This window comes from Pseudomonas sp. B21-017 (assembly GCF_024749245.1).
Lineage (GTDB): Bacteria > Pseudomonadota > Gammaproteobacteria > Pseudomonadales > Pseudomonadaceae > Aquipseudomonas.
In genome coordinates, this window is record NZ_CP087194.1 from 5,628,747 (window position 1) to 5,654,279 (window position 25,533).

The window sequence follows — 25,533 nt, forward strand, 5'->3', positions numbered from 1 at the left end:
ATGGTGCTTTGCCCTTCCCGCCTCACCCAGCACTCCTCGCAATAGCCAAACGCCAGCCGTTTTGACCTTACGCAATCCTTACCCGATAAAAAACGCAAACCGCCAATAGGCCCTTGCTATTTAATGAATAGGAATTATTCTCATTGAACCCAATCAATGGAGATGAGACCCATGACTTATTTGATCGATGCCTGGCTGGACCGCCCACATCCCTACCTCAGAATCCTGCATCGGGAAACCGGGGAAGTCTGTGCGGTGCTTGAAGAAGAAGCCTTGAACGAGCTGCAGGATCAGGGTGATCTGGACGTCAACGGCCTGAGTTCCAGTGAGCCGGTGGTACTCAAGGAGCTGGTGCGCAATCTGTTTCTGTTTTGCTATGCCCGGGCGTTGCGCCCGAGTCATGATCTGAATACCAAGTTCGAGGTATGAAGATCATTTGTAAAAATGCCGGAGCTGGCCCTGCAGGAGCGGGCCAGCTCCAACACCGGGATTACAGAACGTCGAGCAGTTCGACGTCGAATACCAGTACGCTGTGCGGCGGAATGCTGCCAACGCCTTGAGCGCCGTAAGCCAGTTCGCTCGGCACGTACAGACGCCATTTGCTGCCCGCGTTCATCAGTTGCAGGGCTTCGGTCCAGCCAGCGATAACGCCGCCTACCGGGAATTCTGCAGGCTGGCCGCGCTCGTAGGAGCTGTCGAACACAGTGCCGTCGATCAGAGTGCCGTGGTAGTGCGTGCGCACTTGATCTTCACGGGTTGGCTTGGCGCCTTCACCTTGAGTCAGCACTTCAAATTGCAGGCCCGAAGCCAGAGTAGTGATGCCTTCACGCTTGGCGTTTTCAGCCAGGAAAGCCAGGCCTTCGCCAGCAGCAGCTTCAGCCTTGGCAGCCGCTTCAGCTTGCATGATCTCGCGGATCACTTTGAAGCTGGCGGACATTTCTTCCTGACCCACACGGCTTGGCTTGCCGGCGAACGCGTCGGTCAGACCCGCCAGGATTGCGTCCAGGCTCACGCCCGGTGGCGGATTGTCACGCAGCTGGTCGCCCAACTGACGGCCAATGCCGTAGCTGACGCGGGTTTCATCGGTGGACAGATTTACTTCGGACATGACACTGCTCCGCTGTGCGGACGGCCCTGGAACTTGCCGTGCGTGCACAGCGCATCCCGGAGCGCCCGGAATCAAAAGGGCGAGCAGACTAGCACAGATGCCGCCACGTTGATGAGCGGCGTCAGCCCTGTTACGCAGAACGGAAGGTGCTCGGTAATTTCGGACTTTCCTCGGCGCTGGTACCGCACATTTCATCATGGGCCGAGGTACATACAACGTTGAATGGCTTGGGACAGTCGTGAAGCACTTCACGCGCATGCTCGACCGACCGCAGCTGCAATGTCTCGCCATGAGCATCGAGCACTGGATGCGCCGCACCATGCATCCGAGCCTCCAGCACGTAGAACACGCCTTCCATCGAGATCAGGTTCAACTCATCGATCTTTCCGGCGATGGCAAACGCATTCAACTCTTGCAGGTTCATGAGCGCACCTCACGCAGTGGAGAGCCAGGGTTCTTACAGGGATATGCCTCGACGCGCCAAAGTACAAGCCACAAACGACACCGCCCGTCTGTTTCGCAACAGACGGGCGGTGCGGTGGACCGAGTAAGGGCGGATCAGTGCTTGGTCAGCTTGTCCAGATAACCCATGGCAAACGCCGACACCACGAAGGTCATGTGGATGATCACGTACCACTGCAAATGCTCCGGATCGACGTTCTTGGCGTCCATGAAAATCCGCAGCAAGTGGATCGACGAAATTGCCACGATGGAAGCCGCGACCTTCATCTTCAACGAAGACGAATCCATGGTGCCCAACCAGTTGAGCTTCTCCTTGCTGTCGTCGATATCCAGTTCGGAAACGAAGTTCTCGTAACCGGAGATCATCACCATCACCAGCAAGCCGCCTACCAGCGCCATGTCGATCAGCGACAACAACACCAGAATCAGATCCGACTCGGCCATCGAGAACACGTTAGGGATGACGTGGATGACTTCCTGGAAGAATTTCAGTGCCAACGCCAGCAAGCCCAGCGACAAACCGAAATAGATCGGCGCCAGCAACCAGCGGGAGGCGTACATTGTATTTTCGATAAAGCGTTCCATTGAATCTCACACAAGGGGCTGGAAATGGCGGCGAGTATAACAGCCGCCTGTTACACCCAGAAACCGCCGGAAAATCCGCAACCTGCGTGTGTGTGACAAAGTTTTTCTGCTAGTGTCCAGATCAATGACAGGTCAGCGACATCGGACAGGAAAACTGGAAATGGATGTGCGATTGCCCTTAACGAGTGCAGGACTTTGCCTCGCATTGCTGCTCGGTGGTTGTTCACCCAGCGATGAGAAACGCCAAGTCAGCCTCGAAGAAAAGACCGCGCAGTTCGAAAAGTCTCTGGAGGCGATCAAGGATCCGAAACTCAAGGACGTCGTGACCGAACTCGGCGGTTCACTGTTGCTGCTCGAGCGTGCGCAACTCAAGCTCGACAGTAAACCGGTGGTCACCGAATACGGCGAAGATGCCCTCGCCGTATTCAAGCACTACCCCACGCCCCAGGCGCTGGTCGACACTTACATCAACGGGCTGTTCGTGCTGCACAAGGAGTCCAGCTCGGATTACCTGACCGATCTGCAACCAGTATTCCCCCTCCACTTCAACGCCCCTGGCGCATTCCTTTTCCCTCATGACCTGGAATGGCAATCGGTGACCCTCAGCAACAAGCGCGTCATCGCGTTTCAGCCGGAATGGTCGGAAACCGATCCCGGCATTCAGCTGAGCCCGTCGAGCTCCAACCTGACCAACCCCGATGACTTGACGGTGACCTACCCCTTCATCGAAGGCCTGGGTGTGGACAAAAAGCACCTGCCACAACCAGTGAGCCTGCAAGGCAAGGTGGAGGTCATCGCCCCACGCCGAATCTACAGCTTCGACCTGACAAAAAAGGACGTCGGCCAGACGCGCACCAATGACAACCTCAGTGTCACGCTGCTGAAACTTGAAAAAAACCATGCCGAAATCGAATTCAGTAACAGCGCACCACCGGCCCCCGAGGTTCGCGATACACCGCCCAACTCGCTGATCGTTCAGGCCAGGGACAGCACCGGGCAATTCCTCTCGCGCTCGGGCGCAATCAATGAAACCGCCACGCAAATTGCGTTCTATCAAAAACAACTGGCGCAAATGCAACAGCAGAAAGCCTGGAGCGAAGCGTTCGAAAAACAGCTCGAGGACGACCAGCGTGCCTTTGAAAAACAACAAACCCGACAGTATGCCAAGGTGTACTTCAATGGACCGATCGACACGCTCGAAGTCAGCCTGCTGGATTTCTCGGCGGTCACGGTGACCCGCAAGAACCTGGACCTGCCAGTACGCCGCTTCGACCCGCACACGACGGAAAAAACCATCCAGCCACTGGCTTTGCCCGTGGTGGTATACGACGACCAGGCTGCGACCTGGCTCAAGGGTGCGACGCTGGACGAGAACCAACTGAAAAAAAGCATCAGTATCAGCCAGTCGATCGATGACCCGAGCGCCGCGCGCATCGATTTCGATCACCCCAGAAGTTTCAATGATGAACTGCTCGGCACCTCGTTCAATCCCGGCGAAAGTCCCGTGACGTTCTTTACCCAAGACAGCAATGGCCGGCGCGATGGGCCGATCGAGCTGCCACCGGAGGCGTATCAGGTCGACCCGCTACGCGGCAGCATCACCTACGATCTGAATCTGTTTGCAGAAACTCCGGCCTACGCGGTGGGCTCCATGCCGCTGTTCCTGGCGACTGTCGACAAGCAAACCTACGACTCCCCCCAACTGCCCAAGGGCCTGGCGCTCAAAGGGAATGAGTTGGTGGTTGATCTGAAGCTGTTCCCCGACCAGGATTGGCGCTTTTTCGCCAAGGACGACAGTGGCAACTATCTGAAGGAGATTCTTTCGGTCAGTCACGACGCGAACGCGCAAGGTCCGGGGTTATTCGCAGTGCATTACTTCTACGGCCAGCCCACACGTCTGGAAACTTATCAGCGAACCAACCTCACCACCGTGCAATACGGTTTCGAGGTCAAACTCGACAAGACCGAGCCAGGTAACCTGGATCAATAGCCTGGATCAGCCTTCAGGTCGAAACCCGGGACCGGCAAGGTTGTGGAAACGGCCACCGTTGATCTCTCGCAACTGGGCTTGCAGGTGCAGGCACCAGATTTGCGGGTCATCGGCCAGCTCGTAGCCATGCAGGGTCAGACTTTCGACGATGGTGTCGAGGATCGATTCAGCCACGACCGGCCCACGGAACGGGCCTTGAGCCTTGATGGCTGAAGGTTGCTCGCCGGCCATTCCGGCGGCAAAAAGCAAGGTCCACATGCCCGTATCTCCCGCCAGCGGGCGGATAGCACATTCGATACGGGTCACAAGGCCCAGGCATTGACGGGTGAGGCAGAGGTTGCGCGACATGGCGGCGACCCTCGGTAGATCCGGTATTCAGCCTCCACGGGAAGGCTGTCTCGATCCAGTGATAACTGTCGATATCCTTGAGCAGAGAATAGAAGAAAAGTTCAGCTCGCACGCGGCCCGCAGCCAGAAGGCGCCGAGTGGTCGCCGTGCAAATATTGACGCCAGAGATGTGACGAGGGGGCTTGCCCCGTTGGGCTGCGAAGCAGCCCCGAAATTTATCAGACAGACCTCATCGCCGATTTGACGACTGCTACGCAGCCGAACGGGGCGGTGCGGCGGTTCGACAAGCTCCCTCGCCACAGGGAGCCTCCTCAGTTCCGAGATTGACTCAGGCCGGTTTGACTTCCAGCAAGGCTTCCTGCGCCAACTCTTTTTCGGCCTCCTTGAGGTCTTCGTCGCTGACCATTTCCGCGATCACCCGCAAGCGTTCCACCACCCGCGCGTTGACGCTGCCCTCGGGAAAGTCGCCATTCTCATCCGGCGTACCGGCCGGCTCGCCGACCAGCAGGCTCAGTGCTTCGTCGGCCTGGCGCACCGCGTAGACATGGAACTGCCCCGCGCGCACCGCCGCCAGCACCTTCTCGTCAAGCATCAGCGTGGCGACGTTAGCCTGAGGAATGATCGCTCCCTGCTCGCCCGTCAGGCCGCGAGCCTCGCAGAGCCGGAAGAAGCCTTCGATCTTCTCGTTGACCCCGCCTACCGCCTGCACTTCACCGAATTGGTTGATCGAACCGGTAATCGCAAAGCACTGCTTGAGTGGAGTTTTCGACAAGGCCGAGATCAGCGTGCAGGCCTCGCCCAACGATGCGCTGTCGCCGTCGACGTAACCGTAGGACTGCTCCAGGGCGATGCTTGCGGAAATCGCCAACGGGAATTCCTGGGCATAGCGGCTGCCCAGGTACCCGGTGAGGATCATCACGCCTTTGGAGTGAATCGGCTGGCCGAGGTTGACCTCGCGCTCGATGTCGACGATGCCGCTGCCGCCCGGATACACCGTGGCGGAAATCCGCGCCGGTATCCCGAAGGCCGAATCGCCGACTTCCAGTACCGTCAGCCCGTTGCACTTGCCGACCGCCGCGCCATCGGTGTCGATCAGAATGATCCCGGCCAGCATGTCATCGAGAATCCGCGCCGAAACTCGTCCGGTACGGGTAGCCTTGGCCTTGAGCGCACGCTCGATGTGCCCGGCGTCAGTCATCTCGTCACCCGCCAGGTCACGAATGAAATCTGCCTCGCTGACCAGTTGGAACAGATCGCCGATCCGGGCCGACAAACGTCCCTGGTGCTCGGCCAGACGTGCGCTGTAAGTCGCCAGACGCGCCACCGCATCCGCGGTCAGCGGCGCCATGCCTTCTTCCGAGGTACGGGTTTTGAGCAACTGGGCGAACTGCTCCAGGCTTTCGTCGACCATCGGAATGTCTTCGTCGAAATCCACCAGGACGCGGAACATCTCCTGGAAGTCCGGATCGAGGTCTTGCAGCGTGTAGTAGAGCTGCCGGGCGCCGATGATCACGACTTTGACCTGCAACGGAATGTGTTGCGGCGTCAGCGTCACGGTGGCCAGACGGCCCAGCTCACCCAGCGGGGATTCCATTTTCAGCTTGCGCGATTGCAAGGCACGCTTGAGCGCATCCCACACGAATGGCTCGCTGAGCATTTTTTCCGCTTCGAGGATCAGGAAACCGCCGTTGGCCCGGTGCAATGCACCCGGTCGCAACTGCCGATAGGTGGTGTAGAGCGCGCCCTGATCGGTGCTGTATTCGATGCGGCCGAACAGGTTGTCGTAGGTCGGGTGCGGCTCGAACACCACCGGCGCACCGCCGCTGTGCGGATGCCCGACCACCAGGCTCGGGGCGTATTGCTCTTCAAGCAATTTGCGGGCGATGGCGTCGGTCTTGCTGTCATCCACCAGTTGCTCGACCACCGTTTTGAGCAGGTACACCTGCATCGCTTGCAAGTAACCGCAAACGCCTGCGTTTTCCGCGTACTTTTCCGACAGCGGCGCCAGCAAGGGCTGCAAGGCCAGGGTGATGGTTTCTTCGTTGAGCTGGCGCAGCTGATTGCTCGACTCGCGCTTCCATTGCGGCAGGCTGGCGAGCTCTTCGTTCAACCGCTCTTCGAGCCCGGAAATGTCATCATGAAAGCGCTCGCGCTCGGCTTCCGGCAACTGTGCGAATTCCGCCTCATCCAGGGCCTTGCCTTCGCTCATCGGGGTGAAGGCAATGTTGCTGCTGTCGCGGTAGAGCGCGACGTCTTTCTCCAGCGCCAGACGCTCGATCACATCCAGCGCACGGTCATAACGCTGGTTGAACGCACGGTCGATGGCGCTTTTCTTCTGCTGGTAGGACGGGTGCTCGAATACTGCCGGAAAGGTCGCCAGCAGGTTGTCGATCAAGCCGTTGATGTCACCGATAAAAGCCCCGGCGGTGCCCGACGGCAATTCCAGGGCGCGAGGCTCACGAGGCTCATCGAAATTATTGACGTAGACCCAGTCGGCCGGGGTCTGCAGGCGTTTGCCTTCGGCCTTGAGGTAGCGTTTGACGAACGAAAACCGGCCGGTGCCGGGCTCGCCCATGACGAACACGTTGTAACCGGGGCGCGGCATGGCCACACCGAACTGCAAGGCTTCGACCGCACGTTCCTGGCCAAGCACACCGCGGAAGGGCTCCAGATCATTGGTGGTAGAGAAGCTGAACTGTTCAGCGGAAAACGGACGGGTCAGCGCTTCAGGCGCTAGACGCAAGCTGGCAGCAACAGGATCAGGCATCGGGCTTCCTTACATCAGGCGGGGCAGATAACGGCATTCTGGCGCTGCCCGTACCCACTGGCAAGGCGCACCTCAAGCCAAAGCTTAGACAAGCCCCCATCCTCGGGCCGCGCGGGTCAAAATCAAGGTTTTCAGGGAATGTTTCGCAAAAAATCACGGAACCCCTGGAACCTGCCTAAACTCCAAACTGCGCGGCTGGAACGAATAACCGGCCCACTGGCACCATTAGGGGCCAGCACCCTGTCCATTGGTATGCACACAAAGAGAACATAGCTATGAAACGGATTCTTCTTGGTACTCTCTTCACCGTTGTATCCATCAACGCCATGGCTCAGGCGCCAGGCGGTCCGGACTGCGGTTGGGGCAACATGCTGTTCGAAGGTCAGCGTGGCACCCCGGCACACTTCCTGGCATCCACCACCAACGGCACCTCCGGTAATGCAACTTTCGGTATGACCTCCGGCACCAACGGTTGCTCGACCAATGCGGCGCTGACCTATGGCGGCAAATCCTGGATTGCCATGAATGGCATGATGAACGAGCTGTCCGAAGACATGGCTAAAGGTCAGGGCGAAGCGCTGACTACTTACGCCGTGGTACTGGGCGTGGCGCCGGAAGACCGTGCGCACTTCGCCGCCGTGACTCATCAACACTTCCAGCAAATTTTCAGCAAGGCTGACGTGACCGCTGAAGACGTGCATACCAATACCCTGGCCGTATTGAAGAACGATCCTCGTCTGGCCAAGTACGCCACTCAAGCTTAAGCTCGACCCGTCCCGCTCTCTTTGGGGAGCGGGTTTTATTTTTTTGACCCCGGCCCTTTTGGCCTGCCTCTTTGGGTCTTTGTTTCTTTCGACTTAAGTTGCTCACTATGCTCAAACGCCTTGCCTGGCTGGCGCTCTGTGTCTGCGCCCCGCTGTCCGCCGCGCCCCACATCGACAATCAACGTTTGCAGCAACTGGCCAACGACCCCTTCTGGATTTCCCTGGGTCATTACGAAACCGCCAAGCTCGGTGGCTGGCGCAGCTATGTCAGCGACAAGAAATTCTTTCTCGCCTCCGATGGCAACGAACACCCCGACCGCGAACTGGCGGCGACCGTACAGGCGCTGTATGCCCCGGCCAGTGCCGGCGAGCAGCATGCGCAATGCGTCTATCCGGCCCGTACTCGCTGGCTCAAGGCGCAACTTGACCTGACGGATCTGCCGTCGCTGGACTGTGCTGAATTCAAGCAATGGTTCAAGGACGTTTCGCCCCACAGTGCGGTGATGATTTTCCCGGCCGCCTACCTGAACAGCCCGTCGTCGATGTTCGGCCATACCTTGCTGCGCATCGATCAGGCCGATGTGCAGCGCGACAAGACCTCGCTGCTCAGTTACGCGATCAACTTCGGCGCCTACATCGAAGGGTCAGACAACAGCATTTTGTACGCGTGGAAAGGCCTGATGGGTGGTTATCCCGGGCTGTTTGCACTGGTGCCCTATCAGGAAAAACTCTCGGAATACCGTAGCCTCGAAAACCGCGACCTGTGGGAATACCGCCTGAACCTGACCCAGCAGGAAACCGAGCGCATGGTCGAGCATGTCTGGGAGCTCAAGCAGATCCAGTTCGACTACTTCTTCTTCGATGAAAACTGCTCCTATCGCCTGCTAGAGCTGCTGCAGGTGGCGCGGCCGGGCCTGAAGCTGACCGATCAGTTCCCGTTGACCGCCATTCCCACCGACACCGTCAAAGCGGTGAAACAGGCCGGGCTGGTGGAGTCGATCGAATATCGCCCGTCCCGCGAGCGTGAACTGCTGAGCCGCGCGCAGCCGTTGACCGATGAAGAGCAGCAGTGGGTGCTGAAAATCAGCGCCGATCAGAAGCAATTGCAGGAACCGGCGTTCAAGGCGCAACCGCGCGAGCGTCAGGCGTTGATCATCGACGCGGCCTATCGTCTGGAGCGTTATCGCGCCAACGGCCAGGAACGTGACCCGCAACGAGCTCAGCGCAGTTTCGAATTACTGCGCGCGATCAATCAGAACCCGCCTCCTGAACTGGACATTGCGCGACCTGGCTTGCCCGAGGATGGCCACGAGTCCCGCACCTGGCAGGCCGGCATCGGCACCCGGGGTGACCAAGCCTTCGGCGAATATGGCCTGCGCATGGCCTACCACGACCTTAACGACAACGCCGAAAGCTTTCCCCTTGGCGCGCAGATCGAAATCCTGCAGATGAAGCTGCGCCAATACGAAGGCAATCACTGGCAGCTGCAGCAACTGGACCTGGCGACCATCCGCTCCCTGACCCCGCGCAACGCGCTGTTGCAGCCGCTGTCGTGGCAAGTCACCGGCGGCCTGGAGCGTGTGCCGGGCAAGCACGATGACGAAACCCTGGTCAGTCATGTCAACGGTGGTGGTGGCGGGACCTGGCAACTGAGCGACGACATGCTCGGGTTCGCCTTGGGCACCGTGCGCGTGGAGCACAACAACGACTTCGCAGGCTTCATTGCCCCGGCAGCGGGCTTCAACAGCGGTTTGCTGTGGAAAAACCCGCTGGGGAATTTCAGCCTGGAAGCCAAGGGCGATTACTTCACCAACGGCGAAGTGCGCCGGAGCATGAGCCTGAATCAGCAGTGGGAGTTGTCGCGCAACCTCGGGCTGCGCCTGAGTGCCCAACGCGAATTCAGCCACCTGGCATCACCTGAAAACGAAGTGATGCTTGAAGTGAAGTGGTATCACTATTGATCTTTTGACCCTTCTTTCACTCCCATCCGACAAATCCGCTTCTAGACTTCCCCTATAGGCCGTTGAACGGCCCTGGAGTCCGAGATGTGGCGTTGCGTGGGTGTGTTGGGGTTGTTGCTATTGGTTACAGGGTGCCAGTCGACTCACGAGGATCTGATCGCCAAAGGGTATCCGCCGGCGTTCGCCGATGGCTTCGATGACGGTTGCAGCAGTGGCCGGCAAGCCGCCGGGGCAATCACCGGTGAATTTCGCAAAAATGTCCCACGCTACCTCAAGGACAAGCAATACGCAGAAGGCTGGACCGATGGCTTGCGTCAATGCCAGGCCATGCGGGAAAGCGAGGATCGCAACGAGTACAGGGAACGCCATTGGGATGAGCGCGAAAGGGCCTGGCAACGAGAGAAAGACCGGGACGCCGCGCGAGCCTATCGCTCGCAATAAGTCGTTTACAGACATTCGTCGAAACTTAAAGCACGCGACCATGGCCCAAACCCTATAACGGGAGAACAACATGAGTCGCGCCTTCGTCAATGAAGATAACGCTGCCGCGCAAGCCGACCTGCCAGTCGAACGACAGGTCAGCGCGCAGCCCAATTACGTCACACCCGCCGGGCTTATGCAGCTTCAGGCGAAAGTCGCCGTGCTGCAAAGCCTGCTCGACGAGGAAAGCGCCAAAGGTGACCTGGCCGACAAGCAGCGCCAGGCCGACCTCGATCGCGACTGGCGCTACTTCAAGCAGCGCCTGCAAAGCGCACAGGTGGTCGCACAAGCCTCCTCGACCGACAAAGTGCAGATTGGCAATTGGGTGACCTTTGCCGACGAGCACGATCATGAACAGCGCGTGCAATTGGTCGGAGAAGACCAGGCGGATGCCGCCCATGGACTGATCAATTGGAGTTCACCGCTGGGACGGGCATTACTGGGTGCGCACGTAGGCGATGAAGTGTCGTGGAAGCGGCCGGTGGGGGATATGGTGATTGAGGTGCTGGCTATAGAGATCGGGTGAGTCCGATGGCGCCTTCGCTGTAGGAGCGAGGCTTGCTCGCGAAGGCCACACCGCGGTGCCACTGAAAACCCATAAAAAAACGGAGCCCCCGAACGAAGGCTCCGTTTTTTTATGCAGCCAACCTGAAATCAGGCCAGTTTCTTGTGCCGTACCCGGTGTGGCTGGGAGGCCGCTTCGCCGAGGCGCTTCTTGCGATCGGCTTCGTACTCGGTGTAGTTGCCTTCGAAGAACACCGCTTGCGAGTCGTCTTCGTACGCCAGGATGTGAGTCGCGACGCGGTCAAGGAACCACCGATCGTGAGAGATCACAATGGCGGCGCCCGGGAAGTCCAGCAAGGCTTCTTCCAGGGAACGCAGGGTTTCAACGTCGAGGTCGTTGGACGGTTCGTCGAGCAGCAGGACGTTGCCGCCCTCTTTCAGGGTCAGGGCCAGGTGCAAGCGACCACGCTCACCACCGGACAGGTCCTTGACGAACTTCTGCTGATCGCCACCCTTGAAGTTGAAACGACCGACGTAGGTACGCGACGGGATCTCGTAGTTGCCGATGCGAATCTGGTCGGAACCGTCGGAGATCTGCTGGAACACAGTCTTGCTGCCATCCAGGTCTTCACGGCTCTGGTCGACGCACGCCAGTTGCACGGTTTCGCCGACTTCGATGCTGCCCGAATCCGGCGTTTCCTTGCCCATCAGCATGCGGAACAGGGTCGATTTACCGGCACCGTTACCACCGATCACGCCAACGATGGCGCCTTTAGGCATGGAGAACGACAGGTTGTCGATCAGCACGCGATCGCCGTAGCCCTTGGTGACGTTCTTGAACTCGATGACCTTGTCGCCCAGGCGTGGACCGGCCGGGATGTAGATCTCGTTGGTTTCGCTGCGCTTCTGGAATTCCTGCGATTGCATTTCTTCGAAGCGTTGCAGACGAGCCTTGGACTTGGACTGGCGGGCCTTGGCGCCTTTGCGCACCCACTCCAGCTCTTCTTTCATGGCCTTTTCGTGAGCCGATTGCTGCTTGGATTCGGCAGCCAGACGATCGGACTTGGCTTCGAGCCAACCCGAATAGTTGCCCTCGTACGGGATACCGGCGCCGCGGTCGAGTTCGAGGATCCAGCCGGCAACGTTGTCCAGGAAGTAACGGTCGTGCGTGATCGCAACCACGGTGCCCGGGAAATCGTGCAGGAAGTGCTCCAGCCAGGCGACGGAGTCGGCGTCCAGGTGGTTGGTTGGTTCGTCGAGCAGCAGCATGTCCGGGGCGGACAGCAGCAGGCGGCACAGGGCCACACGACGCTTTTCACCACCGGAAAGATGTTCAACCCTGGCATCCCAGGCCGGCAGACGCAGCGCATCGGCAGCGACTTCCAGTTGGCGATCCAGGTTGTGGCCATCGCTGGCCTGCAGGATGGCTTCAAGTTTGGCTTGCTCTGCAGCCAGCTTGTCGAAGTCAGCATCCGGATCGGCGTAGGCCGCGTAGACCTCGTCCAGACGCGCCTGGGCGTCCTTGATCACGCTGACCGCTTCCTCGACCACTTCACGCACGGTCTTGGTCGGGTCCAGGATCGGTTCTTGCGGCAGGTAGCCGATGTTCAGGTCCGGCATCGGACGGGCTTCACCGTCGAACTCGGTGTCGACGCCTGCCATGATTTTCAGCAGCGTGGACTTACCCGAACCGTTGAGACCGAGGACGCCGATTTTGGCGCCGGGGAAGAACGACAGCGAAATGTTTTTCAGGATTTCCCGCTTCGGCGGAACAACTTTGCCCAGCCGATGCATGGTGAAGACGTATTGAGCCATGGAGAACCTAGGGTCAGTGACTGATGAATGATTGGAGCGCAGGCGATGCCCGGCCAGGCCATGCGCGTCGTTCGTTTGATGGGTATCAAGGCGTGCGCGCTGAAAAAAACCTGAGTCTAGGAGCTGGAACGCTCCCGCGTAACCGGCAAAGCTACCTCATTGACAGAAGGCAGTCCAGCCGAGCGGGGCTGGCACTTCGCCACAACTCAAGGCATGCTAGCCGCCCTTCGGGCGTCCGGCTTATAGTGCACGCCGCGCCAGTCCAGCCAAACCGCAGGATTACAGTTTGTCCAATGTCACTCCGCCACCGTCCGCGAGCGTGCTCAACCCTGGGCTCGGCTCGCCCCTGCGCGGAAGCTTGAAGGGCGCGCTGGCGACTCTCGTGCTGTTGCTGCTCGCACTGCTGTTCTGGCAGTTGCTGGATCAACTGCGCGAAACCCAGAAAAACCAGCGCCAGTACACCATCAACTACACCGCCGACCTGGCTTCGCAAGTCAGCCTCAACATGGCGCTCAACGCCCAGATCGCCCTTAATCTGCTACCGATCGTCGAACAACCGCAAAGCGCCGACGAACAGCAGGCATTGCTGCGCAAACTGCAACAGTCGCTGCCCGACCTGCGCAGCCTGGCGCTGCTCAGCCCCTCCGGGAAAGTCCTGAGTGACAGCGCCGTCGACAGCCAGGACGCCAACTACCTGAGCGAACTGGTCCAGCGCAGCCGCGCCCAGGCCCACTATTTCAGCAATGCCGATGACGGCTCGGTGGTGCACCTGCTCCTGCATCAGGCCAGCGGCAGCACTCGCGGCTACTGGGCCCTGCGCCTGACACCGACATTTTTTTCTTCATTGACCAAACAGGGCGACGCCGGCCTTCGCCCCCTGTGGCTGGTGGAAAACCGCATCAATCATCAGATCATCAGTCGCGATGACGCCCTGCCTTCAGCCAAACCCGCGGCGCTGACACCCGACGAACTGACCAACAGCGTATTGATCGTCCCCCTGAGCAGCAGCGACTGGCAACTGCGCGGGCTGTTCGACCGGCAACGGGTGATCGAACAACTGCTGCCGGCATTCATCGGCAAATGCCTGCTGGGCCTGGCCTTCTCACTGTTACCGTTCATCGCTTTGCTGAACATTCGTCGCCGCCAACGCCAACTGCATGAAGGCCGCCGACGCTATCAGGACATCTTCGAAGGCACCGGTGTTGCCCTGTGCGTGCTGGACCTGTCCGGGCTCAAAAGCTTTTTCGACAAGGCGCAACTCACCAGCAGCGAGCAGCTGAGAACCTGGCTCGGGATACCGGAGCAACGCCAGCAACTGTTGCAGGAACTGCGCATCACCGAGGTCAACCAGGTCGCCCTGCAACTGCTCAACGTCAATTCCTGCGATCAGGCCTGGAAACTACTGATCAACGGCTGCCCACTGGACTGCACGGCCATCGGCAATCAAGTGCTCGAAGCGGTGCTCCACCAGCAGAAACAGCTTGAGCTGGAAATCAAGCTTCAGGACGCCAATGGCCGCGACCAGCACTTGTGGCTCGTGCTGCGCCTGCCGGAAGATCAGCCCGACCATAGAGCGGTGATCCTGAGCATCAGCGACATCACGAGCCGCAAACTCATTGAGCTTTCGCTGCTGGAGCGCGAAGGATTCTGGTCCGATGTGGTGCGCACCGTGCCGGATCACCTGTATGTGCAAGACGTGATCAGCCAGCGGATGATCTTCAGCAACCATCACCTGGGGCAGACGCTGGGTTACAACCGCACCGAGCTGCACCAGATGGGCGAGTACTTCTGGGAAATCCTCTTGCACCCGGAAGATGCCGACTACTACCACCGCTCTCGCCAATCTCAGCGTCAGGCGGGTTACACCCAATTGCTGCAGTGCCAGCTGCGCTTCCGTCATCGCGATGGCAAATGGCGGCGTTTCGATATTCGCGAACAGGCCCTGGCGCGGGACAAGCACGATCAGGTCACGCGCATCATCGGTGTGGCCAAGGACATCACCGAGCAGATCGAAGCCAGTGAATCCCTGCGCGACAGCGAGCAGCGCTACCGGATGCTCGCCGAAAGTATCAGCGACGTGATTTTCTCCACTGACAGCAAGATGGCGCTCAACTACGTCAGCCCTTCGGTGCAAGCGGTGCTGGGCTTCGACGCCGACTGGATATTCCAGAACGGCTGGCAATCGACCATCGCCAACCCGCAACAACTGAGCGGCATCTACAGTCTGATGGACCGGGTCAGCAAAGCGCTGGATAAACCCGATCAACTGACACTGCTGCGCAGTCAGGTGCAGACCCAACTGTTTTTGTTCGACTGCCTGCGGGCCGACGGACGCAAGATCCCTATCGAGTTGCGTCTGGTTTTGGTCTGGGACGAACACGGCGCCTTCGAAGGTGTGCTCGGGGTCGGTCGCGACATCAGCCAGCAACGCCGGGCCGAGAAAGACCTGCGCATGGCGGCCACGGTATTCGAGCACTCGACCTCGGCGATTCTGATCACTGACCCGGCCGGCTACATCGTCCAGGCCAACGAGGCCTTCAGTCGAGTCAGCGGCTATGCGGTGTCCCAGGTGCTCGATCAGTTGCCGAACATGCTCACCGTCGACGAGCAGCAGGAAACTCATCTGCGCTACGTGCTCAAGCAATTGCATCAGCACAGCACCTGGGAAGGCGAAGTCTGGCTCAAGCGTCGCAACGGCGAGCACTATCCGGCCTGGGTCGGGATTACGGCGGTGCTCGACGACGAAGGCGATCTGGCCAGTTATGTGTGTTTCTTCAGCGACATCAGCGAACGCAAGGCCAGTGAGCAACGGATTCACCGCCTCGCCTATTACGACGCCCTGACCCACCTGCCCAACCGCACGCTGTTCCAGGATCGCCTGCACACCGCGCTGCAATCGGCCGAACGGCAGAAGTCCTGGGTGGTGCTGATGTTCCTCGACCTGGACCGCTTCAAGCCGATCAACGACTCCCTGGGTCATGCCGCCGGCGACCGCATGCTCAAGGAAATGGCCACGCGCCTGCTCGGCTGCGTCGACGATGACGACACCGTGGCGCGTATGGGCGGTGATGAGTTCACATTGCTGCTGCAACCCCGGGTCAACCGCGAGATCGCGCTGAACCGAGCCATTCACGTGGCCGAACAGATCCTCGCCAGCCTGGTGAAGCCGTTCGTGCTCGAAGGCCGCGAGTTCTTCGTCACCGCCAGTATCGGCATCGCCCTGAGTCCTCAGGACGGTAGCGAACTCAGTCAGCTGATGAAGAACGCCGACACCGCGATGTACCACGCCAAGGAACGCGGCAAGAACAACTTCCAGTTCTATCAGGCCGACATGAACGCCAGCGCCCTGGAGCGTCTGGAGCTGGAAAGCGACTTGCGCCACGCTCTGGAACAAAACGAATTCGTGCTGTACTACCAGCCGCAATTCAGCGGCGACGGCAAACGCCTGACCGGCGCCGAAGCCCTGCTGCGCTGGCGCCATCCGCGCCGCGGCCTGGTGCCGCCAGGGGACTTCATTCCGGTGCTCGAAGAGCTCGGGCTGGTGGTGGATGTCGGCGACTGGGTGATCGGTGAGGCCTGTCGTCAACTCAAGACCTGGCACCAGGCCAAGGTGCGGGTGCCGAAGGTCTCGGTGAATATTTCGGCCCGGCAGTTCTCCGACGGGCAGCTCGGCACGCGGATCGCCACCATCCTCAGGGAAACCGGCCTGCCGCCGGCGTGCCTGGAGCTGGAGCTGACCGAAAGTATCCTGATGCGTGAAGTCAGCGAGGCGATGCAGATCCTCGCCGGACTGAAAAACCTCGGCCTGAGCATTGCGGTCGACGACTTCGGCACCGGTTATTCATCGCTCAACTACCTCAAGCAATTCCCGATCGATGTGCTGAAAATCGACCGCACCTTCGTTGATGGCCTGCCGTCGGGCGAGCAGGATGCGCAGATTGCCCGGGCGATCATCGCCATGGCCCACAGCCTCAATCTGGCGGTAATCGCCGAGGGCGTGGAAACCCACGAACAGCTCGACTTCCTGCGCGAGCATGGCTGCGATGAGGTTCAGGGCTACCTGTTCGGCCGCCCGATGCCGGCCGGCCGGTTCGAAGCGCAGTTCAGCAATGATGCGTTGTTCATGTTCGACTGAAGAGGAACTTCTGTGGCGCGGGGGCTTGCCCCCCGTTGGGTCGCGAAGCGGCCCCAAAACCCGCGATGACATTTCTTCAGACAAACCGTGTTCGCGCAAATTACGACTGCTTCGCAGCCGAACGGGGCGATGCGGCGTTCCGACAAGCCCCCTCGCCACAGACGCTACAAATCCTGCGCATGAACACCACTTGTCTGCGACATGATGTCCTTTCATATGCCATCTAAAAGCGGTTGGGTTAGAATGCCTCCCTTTTCTGCCCCGATCCTTGAGGACCGCCATGTTCAGCCGTGATTTGACTATTGCCAAGTTCGACGCCGATCTTTTTGCCGCCATGGAGCAAGAAGCTCAGCGCCAGGAAGAACACATTGAGCTGATCGCTTCGGAAAACTACACCAGCCCTGCGGTGATGGAAGCTCAAGGCTCGGTACTGACCAACAAGTACGCCGAAGGCTACCCGGGCAAGCGCTACTACGGTGGTTGCGAGTTCGTCGATATCGTCGAACAACTGGCCATCGACCGCGCCAAAGAGCTGTTCGGCGCCGATTACGCCAACGTTCAGCCGCACGCCGGTTCGCAAGCCAACAGCGCCGTTTACCTGGCCCTGCTGCAAGCGGGCGACACCATTCTGGGCATGAGCCTGGCTCACGGTGGTCACCTGACCCACGGTGCCAGCGTTTCTTCCTCCGGCAAGCTGTACAACGCCGTTCAGTACGGCATCGATGCCAATGGCCTGATCGACTACGACGAAGTCGAGCGTCTGGCCGTTGAGCACAAGCCGAAAATGATCGTGGCCGGTTTCTCTGCCTACTCGCAGGTTCTGGACTTCCCACGCTTCCGCGCTATCGCTGACAAGGTTGGTGCTTACCTGTTCGTCGACATGGCCCACGTGGCCGGTCTGGTCGCCGCTGGCGTCTACCCGAACCCGGTGCCTTTCGCTGACGTGGTGACCACCACCACCCACAAAACCCTGCGCGGTCCACGTGGCGGCCTGATCCTGGCTCGCGCCAACGCCGACATCGAGAAGAAGCTGAACTCCGCAGTATTCCCGGGCGCCCAGGGCGGCCCGCTGGAGCACGTGATCGCTGCCAAGGCGATCTGCTTCAAGGAAGCGCTGCAGCCTGAGTTCAAGGCCTACCAGCAACAAGTGGTGAAAAACGCCCAGGCCATGGCCGGCGTGTTCATCGAGCGCGGTTTCGACGTGGTGTCGGGCGGTACTCAGAACCACCTGTTCCTGCTGTCGCTGATCAAGCAGGAAATCTCCGGTAAAGACGCCGACGCTGCACTGGGCAAAGCGTTCATCACCGTGAACAAGAACTCGGTACCGAACGATCCACGCTCCCCGTTCGTCACCTCCGGCCTGCGTTTCGGTACCCCGGCTGTGACCACTCGCGGCTTCAAGGAAGCCGAATGCAAAGAGCTGGCCGGCTGGATCTGCGACATCCTGGCTGACCTGAACAACGAAGCGGTGATCGACGCCGTTCGTGAGAAGGTCAAGGCCATCTGCAAGAAACTGCCGGTGTACGGCGCTTAATTGCCCCGCTAAACCGCAGCAATGAAAAAACCGGCCAGTGATGGCCGGTTTTTTTTCGTCCGCCATAAAGATCAATTGGGGTTGGCACCACTGGTCAGACCGGTCATGCCAACTTTGCTGCGTCCCCTTGTAATCCTGAAAAAATCCAGCGTAGACTGCGCCTGCACTGGACATACCGGTAAGACCACAATAATTAAGTCCTGAATCTGATGCGCTTGGCGCACGGCAGCCAGGACACCGACCAGGATTCCTCCCATGCTCAGATGGTGCTCGCGTTCAATCTTCCTTCAAGTGGTTCTCGGACTGGTGCTCGGCATCGTCTGCGGGCTGACCCTTCCCGAATACTCCGCCCAACTCAAACCCCTTGGCGACGGCTTCATCAAACTGATCAAGATGCTTATTGGCCTGATCGTGTTTTGCGTGGTGGTTAGCGGCATCAGCGGTGCCGGTGACCTGAAGAAGGTCGGACGCATCGGCCTCAAATCGGTCATCTACTTCGAAATACTGACCACCATCGCCCTGGTGATCGGCCTGGTGTTCGCCTTCACAACCGGCATCGGCAGCGGCGCGAACATTCATCTGGAGCAGCTCTCCGCCGCCGACATGGGCGACATCGCCCAGCGCGGTCAGCACATGCACACCACCACGCAGTTCCTGATGGACCTGATTCCGACCTCGGTGATCGGCGCCTTCGCCGACAACAACATCCTGCAAGTCCTGCTGTTTTCGGTGCTGTTCGGCAGCGCGCTGAATCTGGTGGGTGAAGCGGCGTCGGGTATTTCCCGGCTGATCAACGAGCTGAGCCATGTAATCTTCCGCATCATGGGCATGATCGTGCGCCTGGCGCCGATCGGCGTCTTCGGCGCCATCGCCTTCACTACCAGCAAATATGGCCTGGACTCGCTGCAACACCTGGGCAGCCTGGTCGGCCTGTTTTACCTGACCTGCGCGGCATTCGTGGCGCTGATTCTCGGCCTGGTGATGCGCCTCTCGGGCCTGCGGATGTGGCCACTGCTCAAGTACCTGCGCGAAGAACTGCTGATCGTCATGGGCACCGCTTCTTCCGACGCCGTGCTGCCACAAATCATGCGCAAGCTTGAGCATCTGGGCATCGGCAGCTCCACGGTCGGCCTGGTGATTCCGACCGGGTATTCGTTCAACCTTGATGGTTTTTCGATCTACCTGACCCTGGCCATTGTGTTCATCGCCAATGCCACCGGCACGCCGCTGGCCATGACTGACCTGCTGACGATTCTGCTGGTGTCGCTGATCACCTCCAAAGGCGCCCACGGGATTCCCGGCTCGGCGCTGGTGATTCTCGCCGCCACCCTGACGGCGATCCCGGCAATTCCGGTGGTGGGCCTGGTGCTGGTGCTGGCGGTGGACTGGTTCATGGGCATCGGCCGGGCGCTGACCAATCTGATTGGTAACTGCGTCGCCACGGTGGCCATTGCTCGCTGGGAAAAGGACATCGATATCCAACGGGCAAACAAAGTGCTGTCCGGCCAGGTGGGTTATACCTTCCAGCCGAGAAAACCGGTGGTCCCGGCACATCAGCAGGAATTTTAAACAACGTGTGCCTGCCCACGGGCAGGCACATTTATCGCGATTTGGAGCGAACAGTGATTACCTCGTCAACCGTCGTAAATTCAGTGGTAGAAAAACTTCGGGCCGCTCTGGCCCGCGGTCAGTGGCGTTCCGGCGACATGCTGCCGGGCCAGCGTGAACTGGCCGAACAACTGGGCATCAGCCGCCCAAGCCTGCGCGAAGCGGTGATCGTGCTGGAAACCCTCGGGCTGGTGCGCTCGATGCCGGGCAAAGGCGTGGTGGTGCTGGAGGCCAATCTCAGTGACAGCCAAAGCCACGACAGCGCAGTCGCCGGGGCCAGCCTGGAAGACGTGCTGCAACTGCGCTACACCCTCGAACCATTCATCGTCGGCCTGGTGGCGCAGTCCATCAGCAGCAAGGAAGTCGGGCAACTGCGCCTGACCCTGATGGACATGCGCGAAGCCCTGGAAGCCAATGACAGCGAGGCCGGTGTGAACGCCTACATCGCGTTCCACGAAGAGTTGTTCACCCTGACCTCGAACCCGATTTTCCAGAGCGTGGTGCAGCAGACCAGCAATGCCCTCAAGCAAAGCGCCGACGTGCTGCGCAATTCTCCGGAGCACTTGGCTGAGCGCCTTGAAGAAAGCGAAGCCATGGTACGAGCGATCCGCAGCAAAAACAGCGCCCAGGCCAGCGCCGAAATGCGTCGGCACATCCTTCGGGAAGGTCAACGGATGGGCATCGAATTGAATATCCCGGACGACCACCTCGGCAGTTGACCCCCTCTTCGAACTGGAGACAGGCCATGAACAGCTTCGCCTCACCACAAACTCTTGTTGCCCTGCCCTTTCGCCCGCCGGTGGATGATCTCTATTCGCGAATCTTCGACGCCATTCTCGAACAGCGTATCAATGCGGCCAGTCGCTTTACCGAAGAAAGCCTGGCGCAGATGTTCGGTGCCAGGCGCAGTGACATTCGTGGAGTACTGACGCAGCTGTCCCATCAGCAGATCATCATCCTGCGGACCAATCATCGCCCCCGGGTCGCCGATCCCGATGCCGAACAGACCCGTCAGACGCTTCATGCTCGCCGTCTGACCGAAGTCACGCTAGTGAAACTTGCCTGCCAGCAACCTCGTGCGCAAAACCTGAAGCGCCTGCGAGCCTTGATCGAAAGCGAACGCCAATGCAAGGAGCGTGGTCCAGCGATCCGGTTATCGGGGGAGTTTCACTTGCAACTGGCCGAAATGGCGGGAAATGCACCGCTGGCGCATTTTCTTGGCAGTCTGGTGCCGCTGACTTCATTGGCGATTGCGCAGTATGACGCTCAGACCGGTGATTATTGCGGATGGCAGGAGCACATGGGGATTGTCGATGCGGTGGAACGTGGGAATGTGGTGATGGCCGAAATGTTGATGCACCGGCATCTGGATCATCTTGAGGAGGTACTGCTGCACTCCGGATCAGTACTCAGCCAGAATCGTGTTGCCGGGTAGATTGCCATCGCGAGCAGGCTCGATCCCACACTGGAAATGCATCCCCTTGTGGGAGCGACGGTGCGACGATTCGACCTGCTTGCGACGACGGCATCGGGCCCGCTGAAAATGTCGGGGCTTACTGCGCCGCAACCCGCGCAAACCCCTCGCGAATCTTCTCCTCCGGCAACTCATCGGCAATAAACACGATCACGCTTTCGCGCGTGTCATCGTCCGCCCACTCGGTATCCCAATCGAAGCCGTACAGTTTCAGCACGCCCTGGAACACCATGCGCCGCGGCTCACCAAGAATGTTCAAAACGCCTTTGTAGCGCAGCAATTGCTTGCCATGGTCTTCCAGCAGTTCGTTCATGAACTCGCTGAGCTTGTCGATATCCAGCGGTTTGTCGGTACGCAGCACCAGGCTGGAAATGCGATCGATGGAGGGCGCCTTGCTCACCGGGCGCAAACTCACGCCACCACCGAGGTCGGCATTGAGGTTGAAGCCACGCACATCGAGCAATTCGGCCAGATCAATCTTACCGTGGTCGACCACACGAATCGGCGCGCGACGGTTGATCCGGGTCAGGCGTTCGCTGAGGGCAGTGAAGCTCGGCTCATCCACCAGATCGCGCTTGCTCACCAGCAAGCGGTCGGCAAAACCGATCTGCGCCTGGGCAATGGTCTGGGTCAGGTGCAGTTCGGCATGAGCCGCGTCCACCAGGGTGATGATGCCGTCGAGGATGTAGCGCTCGCGCAGCTCTTCATCGATAAAAAAGGTTTGTGCCACCGGGGCCGGGTCGGCCAGACCGGTGCATTCGATCACCAGGCGGTCAAAGGCGATTTCGCCACTGTCCAGGCGCTCCAGTAGCAGGTACAGCGCTTTGGTCAAATCGGTGTGGATGGTGCAGCAGACGCAGCCGTTGGACAGCGTCATCACTTGCACTGGCTCGTCGCCCAACAGTTGGGTGTCGATGCCGGCGTCACTGAACTCGTTTTCGATCACGGCGATTTTCAGGCCGTGCTCGGCTTTGAGCAGGTGGCGCAACAAGGTGGTTTTGCCAGCGCCGAGAAAGCCGCTGAGGATCGTGACAGGGATTGGCGCTAACAAAATAAGATCTCCCGGACGCAAAAAAACTGTAGGAGCCAGGTTTGCCGGCGAAAGCATCTTGAAGATCGCCTTCGCCGACAAGCCCTGCTCCTACAGTGGTGTGTTACCTAAACCGCGTACATCAACAGCACTTCGGTCCACCCTTGCCGCCGTAGCGAGCCTCTTGGCGCTCCCGAAAGAACGCCTCGTAACTCATCACCGGTTTGTCCGGGTGTTTGGTTTGCATATGCTCGACGTAGTTGTCGTAGTCGGGCATGCCGACCATCAGGCGCGCGGCCTGACCGAGGTATTTACCGAGGCGACTCAGGTCATTGAACATGCTGCAATCCTCAGGTTACGCATCCGGCAGAGCCTGGAATGGCGATTCTTTATCCGTGCGTTCTTTGGTGCCCCAGGCGGCAATACCGACCTTGAGCGCATAGAACAGGATGCTGAACACCACGAACAGGAACAGCGCGGTCAGCGTTGCGTTGGTGTAGGCGTTGTAGATCACGTGCTGCATCTGCTCGATGCTCTTGGCCGGAGCGAGGATCTGACCGTTGGCCAGGGCATCGCTGTACTTCTTGGCCAGCGACAGGAAGCCGATCGCCGGGTTGGCGTCGAACAGCTTGATGAAGCCTGCAGTGGTGGTGCAGATCAGCAACCAAACGGCTGGCAGCATGGTGACCCAGATATAGCGTTGGCGTTTCATTTTGATCAGCACAACGGTTGCCAGCATCAGCGCGATACCGGCCAGCATCTGGTTGGAGATACCGAACAATGGCCACAAGGTGTTGATGCCACCCAGTGGATCGATCACGCCTTGGTACAGCAGGTAGCCCCACATCGCCACGCAACCGGCGGTGGCGATCAGGTTGGCGGTCCAGGACTCGGTGCGTCTCAGCGCCGGTACGAATGAGCCGAGCAAGTCCTGCAGCATGAAACGCCCGGCACGGGTACCGGCGTCGACCGCGGTCAGGATGAACAGTGCTTCGAACAGGATCGCGAAGTGGTACCAGAACGCCATGGTGTTTTCGCCCGGCAGCACGCTGTGCAGGATCTGCGCGATACCGACCGCCAGGGTCGGCGCACCGCCGGCACGGGCCAGGACGGTGGTTTCACCGATGTCCTTGGCCACCGCCTGCAACGCTTCCGGCGTGATGGCAAAGCCCCAATTGCTGACCGCTGTCGCTACCGCCACCACATCACCGCCGACAACCGCGGCCGGGCTGTTCATGGCGAAGTACACGCCCGGTTCGATCACCGAAGCGGCCACCATCGCCATGATCGCCACGAAGGATTCCATCAACATGCCGCCGTAACCGATGTAGCGAGCGTTGACTTCGTTATCCAGCAGCTTCGGCGTGGTGCCGGAAGCAATCAGCGCATGGAAACCCGACACTGCGCCACAGGCAATGGTGATGAACAGGAACGGGAACAGCCCGCCCTTCCACACCGGCCCGGTGCCGTCAATGAACTGGGTCAATGCCGGCATTTTCAGCACGGGCATGGTGATCAGAATGCCGATCGCCAGCGCAACGATGGTGCCGATCTTGAGGAACGTGGACAGGTAATCACGCGGCGCCAGAATCAGCCACACCGGCAACACGGCTGCCACGAAACCGTAGCCGATCAGCATCCAGGTGATCTGGACCCCGGTAAAGCTGAACGCCTTGGCCCACACCGGGTCAGCGGCGATCTGCCCGCCCAGCCAGATCGAACCCAGCAGCAACGCCACGCCGATCACCGAGATTTCACCGATACGGCCCGGGCGGATGTAGCGCATGTAGACGCCCATGAACATCGCGATCGGGATGGTCGCCATCACCGTGAAAATGCCCCACGGGCTCTCGGCCAGGGCCTTGACCACGATCAGCGCCAGCACCGCGAGGATGATGATCATGATCAGGAAGCAGCCAAACAGCGCGATGGTCCCGGGGATGCGGCCCATTTCTTCACGAACCATGTCGCCCAGGGAGCGACCGTTGCGGCGGGTGGACATGAACAGGACCATGAAGTCCTGAACCGCACCGGCCAGAACCACGCCGGCAATCAGCCACAGCGTACCGGGCAGGTAGCCCATCTGCGCCGCCAACACCGGACCGACCAGCGGCCCCGCGCCGGCGATGGCCGCGAAGTGGTGGCCGAAAAGAATGTGTTTGTTGGTCGGCACGTAGTCCAGACCGTCATTGTTGATTACGGCAGGTGTAGCCCGACGCGAATCGAGTTGCATCACATTGTTAGCAATGAACAGGCTGTAGTAGCGGTATGCGACAAGATAGATAGCGACGGCTGCGACAACGATCCACAAGGCGTTGATCGCCTCGCCTCGACGCAATGCCACTACGCCCAGGGCGCACGCTCCTACGACTGCCAGCAGCAGCCAGGGTAAGTGGCGTAGCGGGCTATTATTATTTTTCATTTTATGATTCCAGCCAGAGTGGACAAGAAAGACAGCCATCTCGAGTTTAGCGCTACTGGCGGCAAAGACCATAGTTCGACATCAGTCTAGAGCCATCACTGTGCTGGCAGCCTCCGGCAATGCAGGTCTATAGTCAGCGAACCTTTACGAGGATTGCGCCATGAGCGAACAACCTGCCGATCGCCGCCGCTTCAGACGTATTGCGTTCGATGCCCGAACCGAGCTGAGCCAAGGGGAATTCACCTGGCCGGTGCGGCTGATTGACCTGTCGCTCAAGGGACTGCTGGTCGAGAAGCCCGAGCCATGGCTGGGTAATCGGGAATGGCATTTCCTGGTCGATATTCATCTCAACGATGACCTCGCCATCAAGATGGATGTGCAACTGACCCACGATGACCATGACCAGCTCGGGTTCGTCTGCAAACACATCAGCCTGGAATCCATCGAGCGCCTGCGGCGGTTGATTGAGTTCAACCTGGGCGATCCCCGGGAACTAGAGCGCGAATTGGGTGCCCTGATCGAAGCCTGAAGGCCTCCCCCTTCCAT

General features: G+C 59.5%; 21 protein-coding genes. 12 read left to right on the forward strand and 9 right to left on the reverse strand.

Features of this window, described 5'->3' with window-relative positions; all coding sequences use genetic code 11:
- The first annotated feature begins 171 nt into the window (after positions 1-171).
- Positions 172-429 carry a hypothetical protein gene (locus tag LOY28_RS25580; RefSeq protein ID WP_018925879.1) on the forward strand — a complete coding sequence of 86 codons (258 nt, stop codon included), beginning with the start codon at positions 172-174 and terminating at the stop codon, positions 427-429.
- Between the two features lie 61 nt (positions 430-490).
- Here LOY28_RS25580 and LOY28_RS25585 read toward each other — a convergent pair whose 3' ends face one another.
- The 3 genes from LOY28_RS25585 to LOY28_RS25595 all read right to left on the reverse strand — a co-directional run bounded on the left by LOY28_RS25585 (position 491) and on the right by LOY28_RS25595 (position 2,155).
- Positions 491-1,108 (reverse strand): FKBP-type peptidyl-prolyl cis-trans isomerase, encoded by a 618-nt coding sequence (locus tag LOY28_RS25585; protein ID WP_007938433.1) that lies wholly within the window; start codon positions 1,106-1,108, stop codon positions 491-493.
- 130 nt (positions 1,109-1,238) lie between these two features.
- On the reverse strand, positions 1,239-1,532 hold the full coding sequence (locus LOY28_RS25590; RefSeq protein ID WP_018925878.1) for a DUF6482 family protein: 294 nt from the start codon (positions 1,530-1,532) through the stop codon (positions 1,239-1,241).
- Positions 1,533-1,666: 134 nt separating this feature from the next.
- Positions 1,667-2,155 (reverse strand): TIGR00645 family protein, encoded by a 489-nt coding sequence (locus tag LOY28_RS25595; RefSeq protein WP_007938436.1) that lies wholly within the window; start codon positions 2,153-2,155, stop codon positions 1,667-1,669.
- Between the two features lie 160 nt (positions 2,156-2,315).
- On the opposite strand from LOY28_RS25595, the gene LOY28_RS25600 reads away from it, so the two are divergent.
- Entirely contained in the window at positions 2,316-4,145 is a 1,830-nt protein-coding gene (locus tag LOY28_RS25600) for a hypothetical protein (protein WP_258612699.1), read from the forward strand.
- A gap of 6 nt (positions 4,146-4,151) precedes the next feature.
- On the opposite strand, the gene LOY28_RS25605 is transcribed toward LOY28_RS25600, so the two are convergent.
- Entirely contained in the window at positions 4,152-4,493 is a 342-nt protein-coding gene (locus tag LOY28_RS25605) for a hypothetical protein (protein ID WP_019581273.1), read from the reverse strand.
- Positions 4,494-4,821: 328 nt separating this feature from the next.
- Complete coding sequence (locus LOY28_RS25610) at positions 4,822-7,260, reverse strand: Lon protease family protein (RefSeq protein WP_018925874.1); 2,439 nt, start codon at positions 7,258-7,260, stop codon at positions 4,822-4,824.
- Positions 7,261-7,535: 275 nt separating this feature from the next.
- On the opposite strand from LOY28_RS25610, the gene LOY28_RS25615 reads away from it, so the two are divergent.
- From LOY28_RS25615 to LOY28_RS25630, 4 genes are all read left to right on the forward strand, one after another.
- Complete coding sequence (locus tag LOY28_RS25615; RefSeq protein ID WP_018925873.1) at positions 7,536-8,024, forward strand: DUF3015 domain-containing protein; 489 nt, start codon at positions 7,536-7,538, stop codon at positions 8,022-8,024.
- Between the two features lie 107 nt (positions 8,025-8,131).
- The gene (locus tag LOY28_RS25620) at positions 8,132-9,985 is read left to right on the forward strand and encodes a DUF4105 domain-containing protein (RefSeq protein WP_258612700.1); all 1,854 of its coding nucleotides are present in this window, start codon (positions 8,132-8,134) and stop codon (positions 9,983-9,985) included.
- 84 nt (positions 9,986-10,069) lie between these two features.
- On the forward strand, positions 10,070-10,426 hold the full coding sequence (locus LOY28_RS25625; RefSeq protein WP_018925871.1) for a hypothetical protein: 357 nt from the start codon (positions 10,070-10,072) through the stop codon (positions 10,424-10,426).
- A 70-nt stretch (positions 10,427-10,496) separates the two neighbouring features.
- Positions 10,497-10,991 (forward strand): GreA/GreB family elongation factor, encoded by a 495-nt coding sequence (locus tag LOY28_RS25630; protein WP_018925870.1) that lies wholly within the window; start codon positions 10,497-10,499, stop codon positions 10,989-10,991.
- Between the two features lie 128 nt (positions 10,992-11,119).
- Here LOY28_RS25630 and ettA read toward each other — a convergent pair whose 3' ends face one another.
- Entirely contained in the window at positions 11,120-12,784 is a 1,665-nt protein-coding gene (gene ettA, locus LOY28_RS25635) for an energy-dependent translational throttle protein EttA (RefSeq protein WP_018925869.1), read from the reverse strand.
- 286 nt (positions 12,785-13,070) lie between these two features.
- On the opposite strand from ettA, the gene LOY28_RS25640 reads away from it, so the two are divergent.
- The 5 genes from LOY28_RS25640 to LOY28_RS25660 all read left to right on the forward strand — a co-directional run bounded on the left by LOY28_RS25640 (position 13,071) and on the right by LOY28_RS25660 (position 21,496).
- Positions 13,071-16,919, forward strand: coding sequence for a bifunctional diguanylate cyclase/phosphodiesterase (locus LOY28_RS25640; RefSeq protein ID WP_018925868.1), 3,849 nt, complete (start codon positions 13,071-13,073; stop codon positions 16,917-16,919).
- A 280-nt stretch (positions 16,920-17,199) separates the two neighbouring features.
- On the forward strand, positions 17,200-18,453 hold the full coding sequence (glyA, locus tag LOY28_RS25645; RefSeq protein ID WP_018925867.1) for a serine hydroxymethyltransferase: 1,254 nt from the start codon (positions 17,200-17,202) through the stop codon (positions 18,451-18,453).
- Between the two features lie 255 nt (positions 18,454-18,708).
- The gene (locus tag LOY28_RS25650; RefSeq protein WP_018925865.1) at positions 18,709-20,022 is read left to right on the forward strand and encodes a C4-dicarboxylate transporter DctA; all 1,314 of its coding nucleotides are present in this window, start codon (positions 18,709-18,711) and stop codon (positions 20,020-20,022) included.
- 53 nt (positions 20,023-20,075) lie between these two features.
- Positions 20,076-20,780: a FadR/GntR family transcriptional regulator gene (locus tag LOY28_RS25655; protein WP_018925864.1), complete on the forward strand. Its 705-nt coding sequence runs from the start codon at positions 20,076-20,078 to the stop codon at positions 20,778-20,780.
- Positions 20,781-20,806: 26 nt separating this feature from the next.
- A complete protein-coding gene (locus LOY28_RS25660; RefSeq protein WP_018925863.1) occupies positions 20,807-21,496 on the forward strand; it encodes a GntR family transcriptional regulator in 690 nt (229 codons plus the stop codon).
- A gap of 118 nt (positions 21,497-21,614) precedes the next feature.
- On the opposite strand, the gene yjiA is transcribed toward LOY28_RS25660, so the two are convergent.
- The 3 genes from yjiA to LOY28_RS25675 all read right to left on the reverse strand — a co-directional run bounded on the left by yjiA (position 21,615) and on the right by LOY28_RS25675 (position 24,987).
- Positions 21,615-22,586, reverse strand: a complete 972-nt coding sequence (yjiA, locus tag LOY28_RS25665) for a GTPase (RefSeq protein WP_258612701.1) — start codon at positions 22,584-22,586, stop codon at positions 21,615-21,617.
- Positions 22,587-22,707: 121 nt separating this feature from the next.
- On the reverse strand, positions 22,708-22,905 hold the full coding sequence (locus tag LOY28_RS25670) for a YbdD/YjiX family protein (RefSeq protein WP_007937254.1): 198 nt from the start codon (positions 22,903-22,905) through the stop codon (positions 22,708-22,710).
- A gap of 15 nt (positions 22,906-22,920) precedes the next feature.
- Entirely contained in the window at positions 22,921-24,987 is a 2,067-nt protein-coding gene (locus LOY28_RS25675; RefSeq protein ID WP_086945914.1) for a carbon starvation CstA family protein, read from the reverse strand.
- Between the two features lie 160 nt (positions 24,988-25,147).
- Here LOY28_RS25675 and LOY28_RS25680 point away from each other — a divergent pair, with 160 nt between their 5' ends.
- Positions 25,148-25,516, forward strand: coding sequence for a PilZ domain-containing protein (locus tag LOY28_RS25680; RefSeq protein WP_018925823.1), 369 nt, complete (start codon positions 25,148-25,150; stop codon positions 25,514-25,516).
- Positions 25,517-25,533 lie beyond the last annotated feature (17 nt).

What these genes read in the sequence shown, in the direction of transcription:
- LOY28_RS25675 (WP_086945914.1), bottom strand. Translation starts at nt 24,987, where the DNA reads ATGAAAAATAATAATAGCCCGCTACGCCACTTACCCTGGCTGCTGCTG.
- LOY28_RS25605 (WP_019581273.1), bottom strand. Translation starts at nt 4,493, where the DNA reads ATGTCGCGCAACCTCTGCCTCACCCGTCAATGCCTGGGCCTTGTGACC.
- LOY28_RS25595 (WP_007938436.1), bottom strand. Translation starts at nt 2,155, where the DNA reads ATGGAACGCTTTATCGAAAATACAATGTACGCCTCCCGCTGGTTGCTG.
- LOY28_RS25650 (WP_018925865.1), top strand. Translation starts at nt 18,709, where the DNA reads ATGCTCAGATGGTGCTCGCGTTCAATCTTCCTTCAAGTGGTTCTCGGA.
- LOY28_RS25615 (WP_018925873.1), top strand. Translation starts at nt 7,536, where the DNA reads ATGAAACGGATTCTTCTTGGTACTCTCTTCACCGTTGTATCCATCAAC.
- LOY28_RS25600 (WP_258612699.1), top strand. Translation starts at nt 2,316, where the DNA reads ATGGATGTGCGATTGCCCTTAACGAGTGCAGGACTTTGCCTCGCATTG.
- LOY28_RS25680 (WP_018925823.1), top strand. Translation starts at nt 25,148, where the DNA reads ATGAGCGAACAACCTGCCGATCGCCGCCGCTTCAGACGTATTGCGTTC.
- LOY28_RS25630 (WP_018925870.1), top strand. Translation starts at nt 10,497, where the DNA reads ATGAGTCGCGCCTTCGTCAATGAAGATAACGCTGCCGCGCAAGCCGAC.
- LOY28_RS25585 (WP_007938433.1), bottom strand. Translation starts at nt 1,108, where the DNA reads ATGTCCGAAGTAAATCTGTCCACCGATGAAACCCGCGTCAGCTACGGC.
- LOY28_RS25610 (WP_018925874.1), bottom strand. Translation starts at nt 7,260, where the DNA reads ATGCCTGATCCTGTTGCTGCCAGCTTGCGTCTAGCGCCTGAAGCGCTG.
- LOY28_RS25660 (WP_018925863.1), top strand. Translation starts at nt 20,807, where the DNA reads ATGAACAGCTTCGCCTCACCACAAACTCTTGTTGCCCTGCCCTTTCGC.
- ettA (WP_018925869.1), bottom strand. Translation starts at nt 12,784, where the DNA reads ATGGCTCAATACGTCTTCACCATGCATCGGCTGGGCAAAGTTGTTCCG.
- glyA (WP_018925867.1), top strand. Translation starts at nt 17,200, where the DNA reads ATGTTCAGCCGTGATTTGACTATTGCCAAGTTCGACGCCGATCTTTTT.
- LOY28_RS25580 (WP_018925879.1), top strand. Translation starts at nt 172, where the DNA reads ATGACTTATTTGATCGATGCCTGGCTGGACCGCCCACATCCCTACCTC.
- LOY28_RS25625 (WP_018925871.1), top strand. Translation starts at nt 10,070, where the DNA reads ATGTGGCGTTGCGTGGGTGTGTTGGGGTTGTTGCTATTGGTTACAGGG.
- LOY28_RS25670 (WP_007937254.1), bottom strand. Translation starts at nt 22,905, where the DNA reads ATGTTCAATGACCTGAGTCGCCTCGGTAAATACCTCGGTCAGGCCGCG.
- LOY28_RS25590 (WP_018925878.1), bottom strand. Translation starts at nt 1,532, where the DNA reads ATGAACCTGCAAGAGTTGAATGCGTTTGCCATCGCCGGAAAGATCGAT.
- LOY28_RS25620 (WP_258612700.1), top strand. Translation starts at nt 8,132, where the DNA reads ATGCTCAAACGCCTTGCCTGGCTGGCGCTCTGTGTCTGCGCCCCGCTG.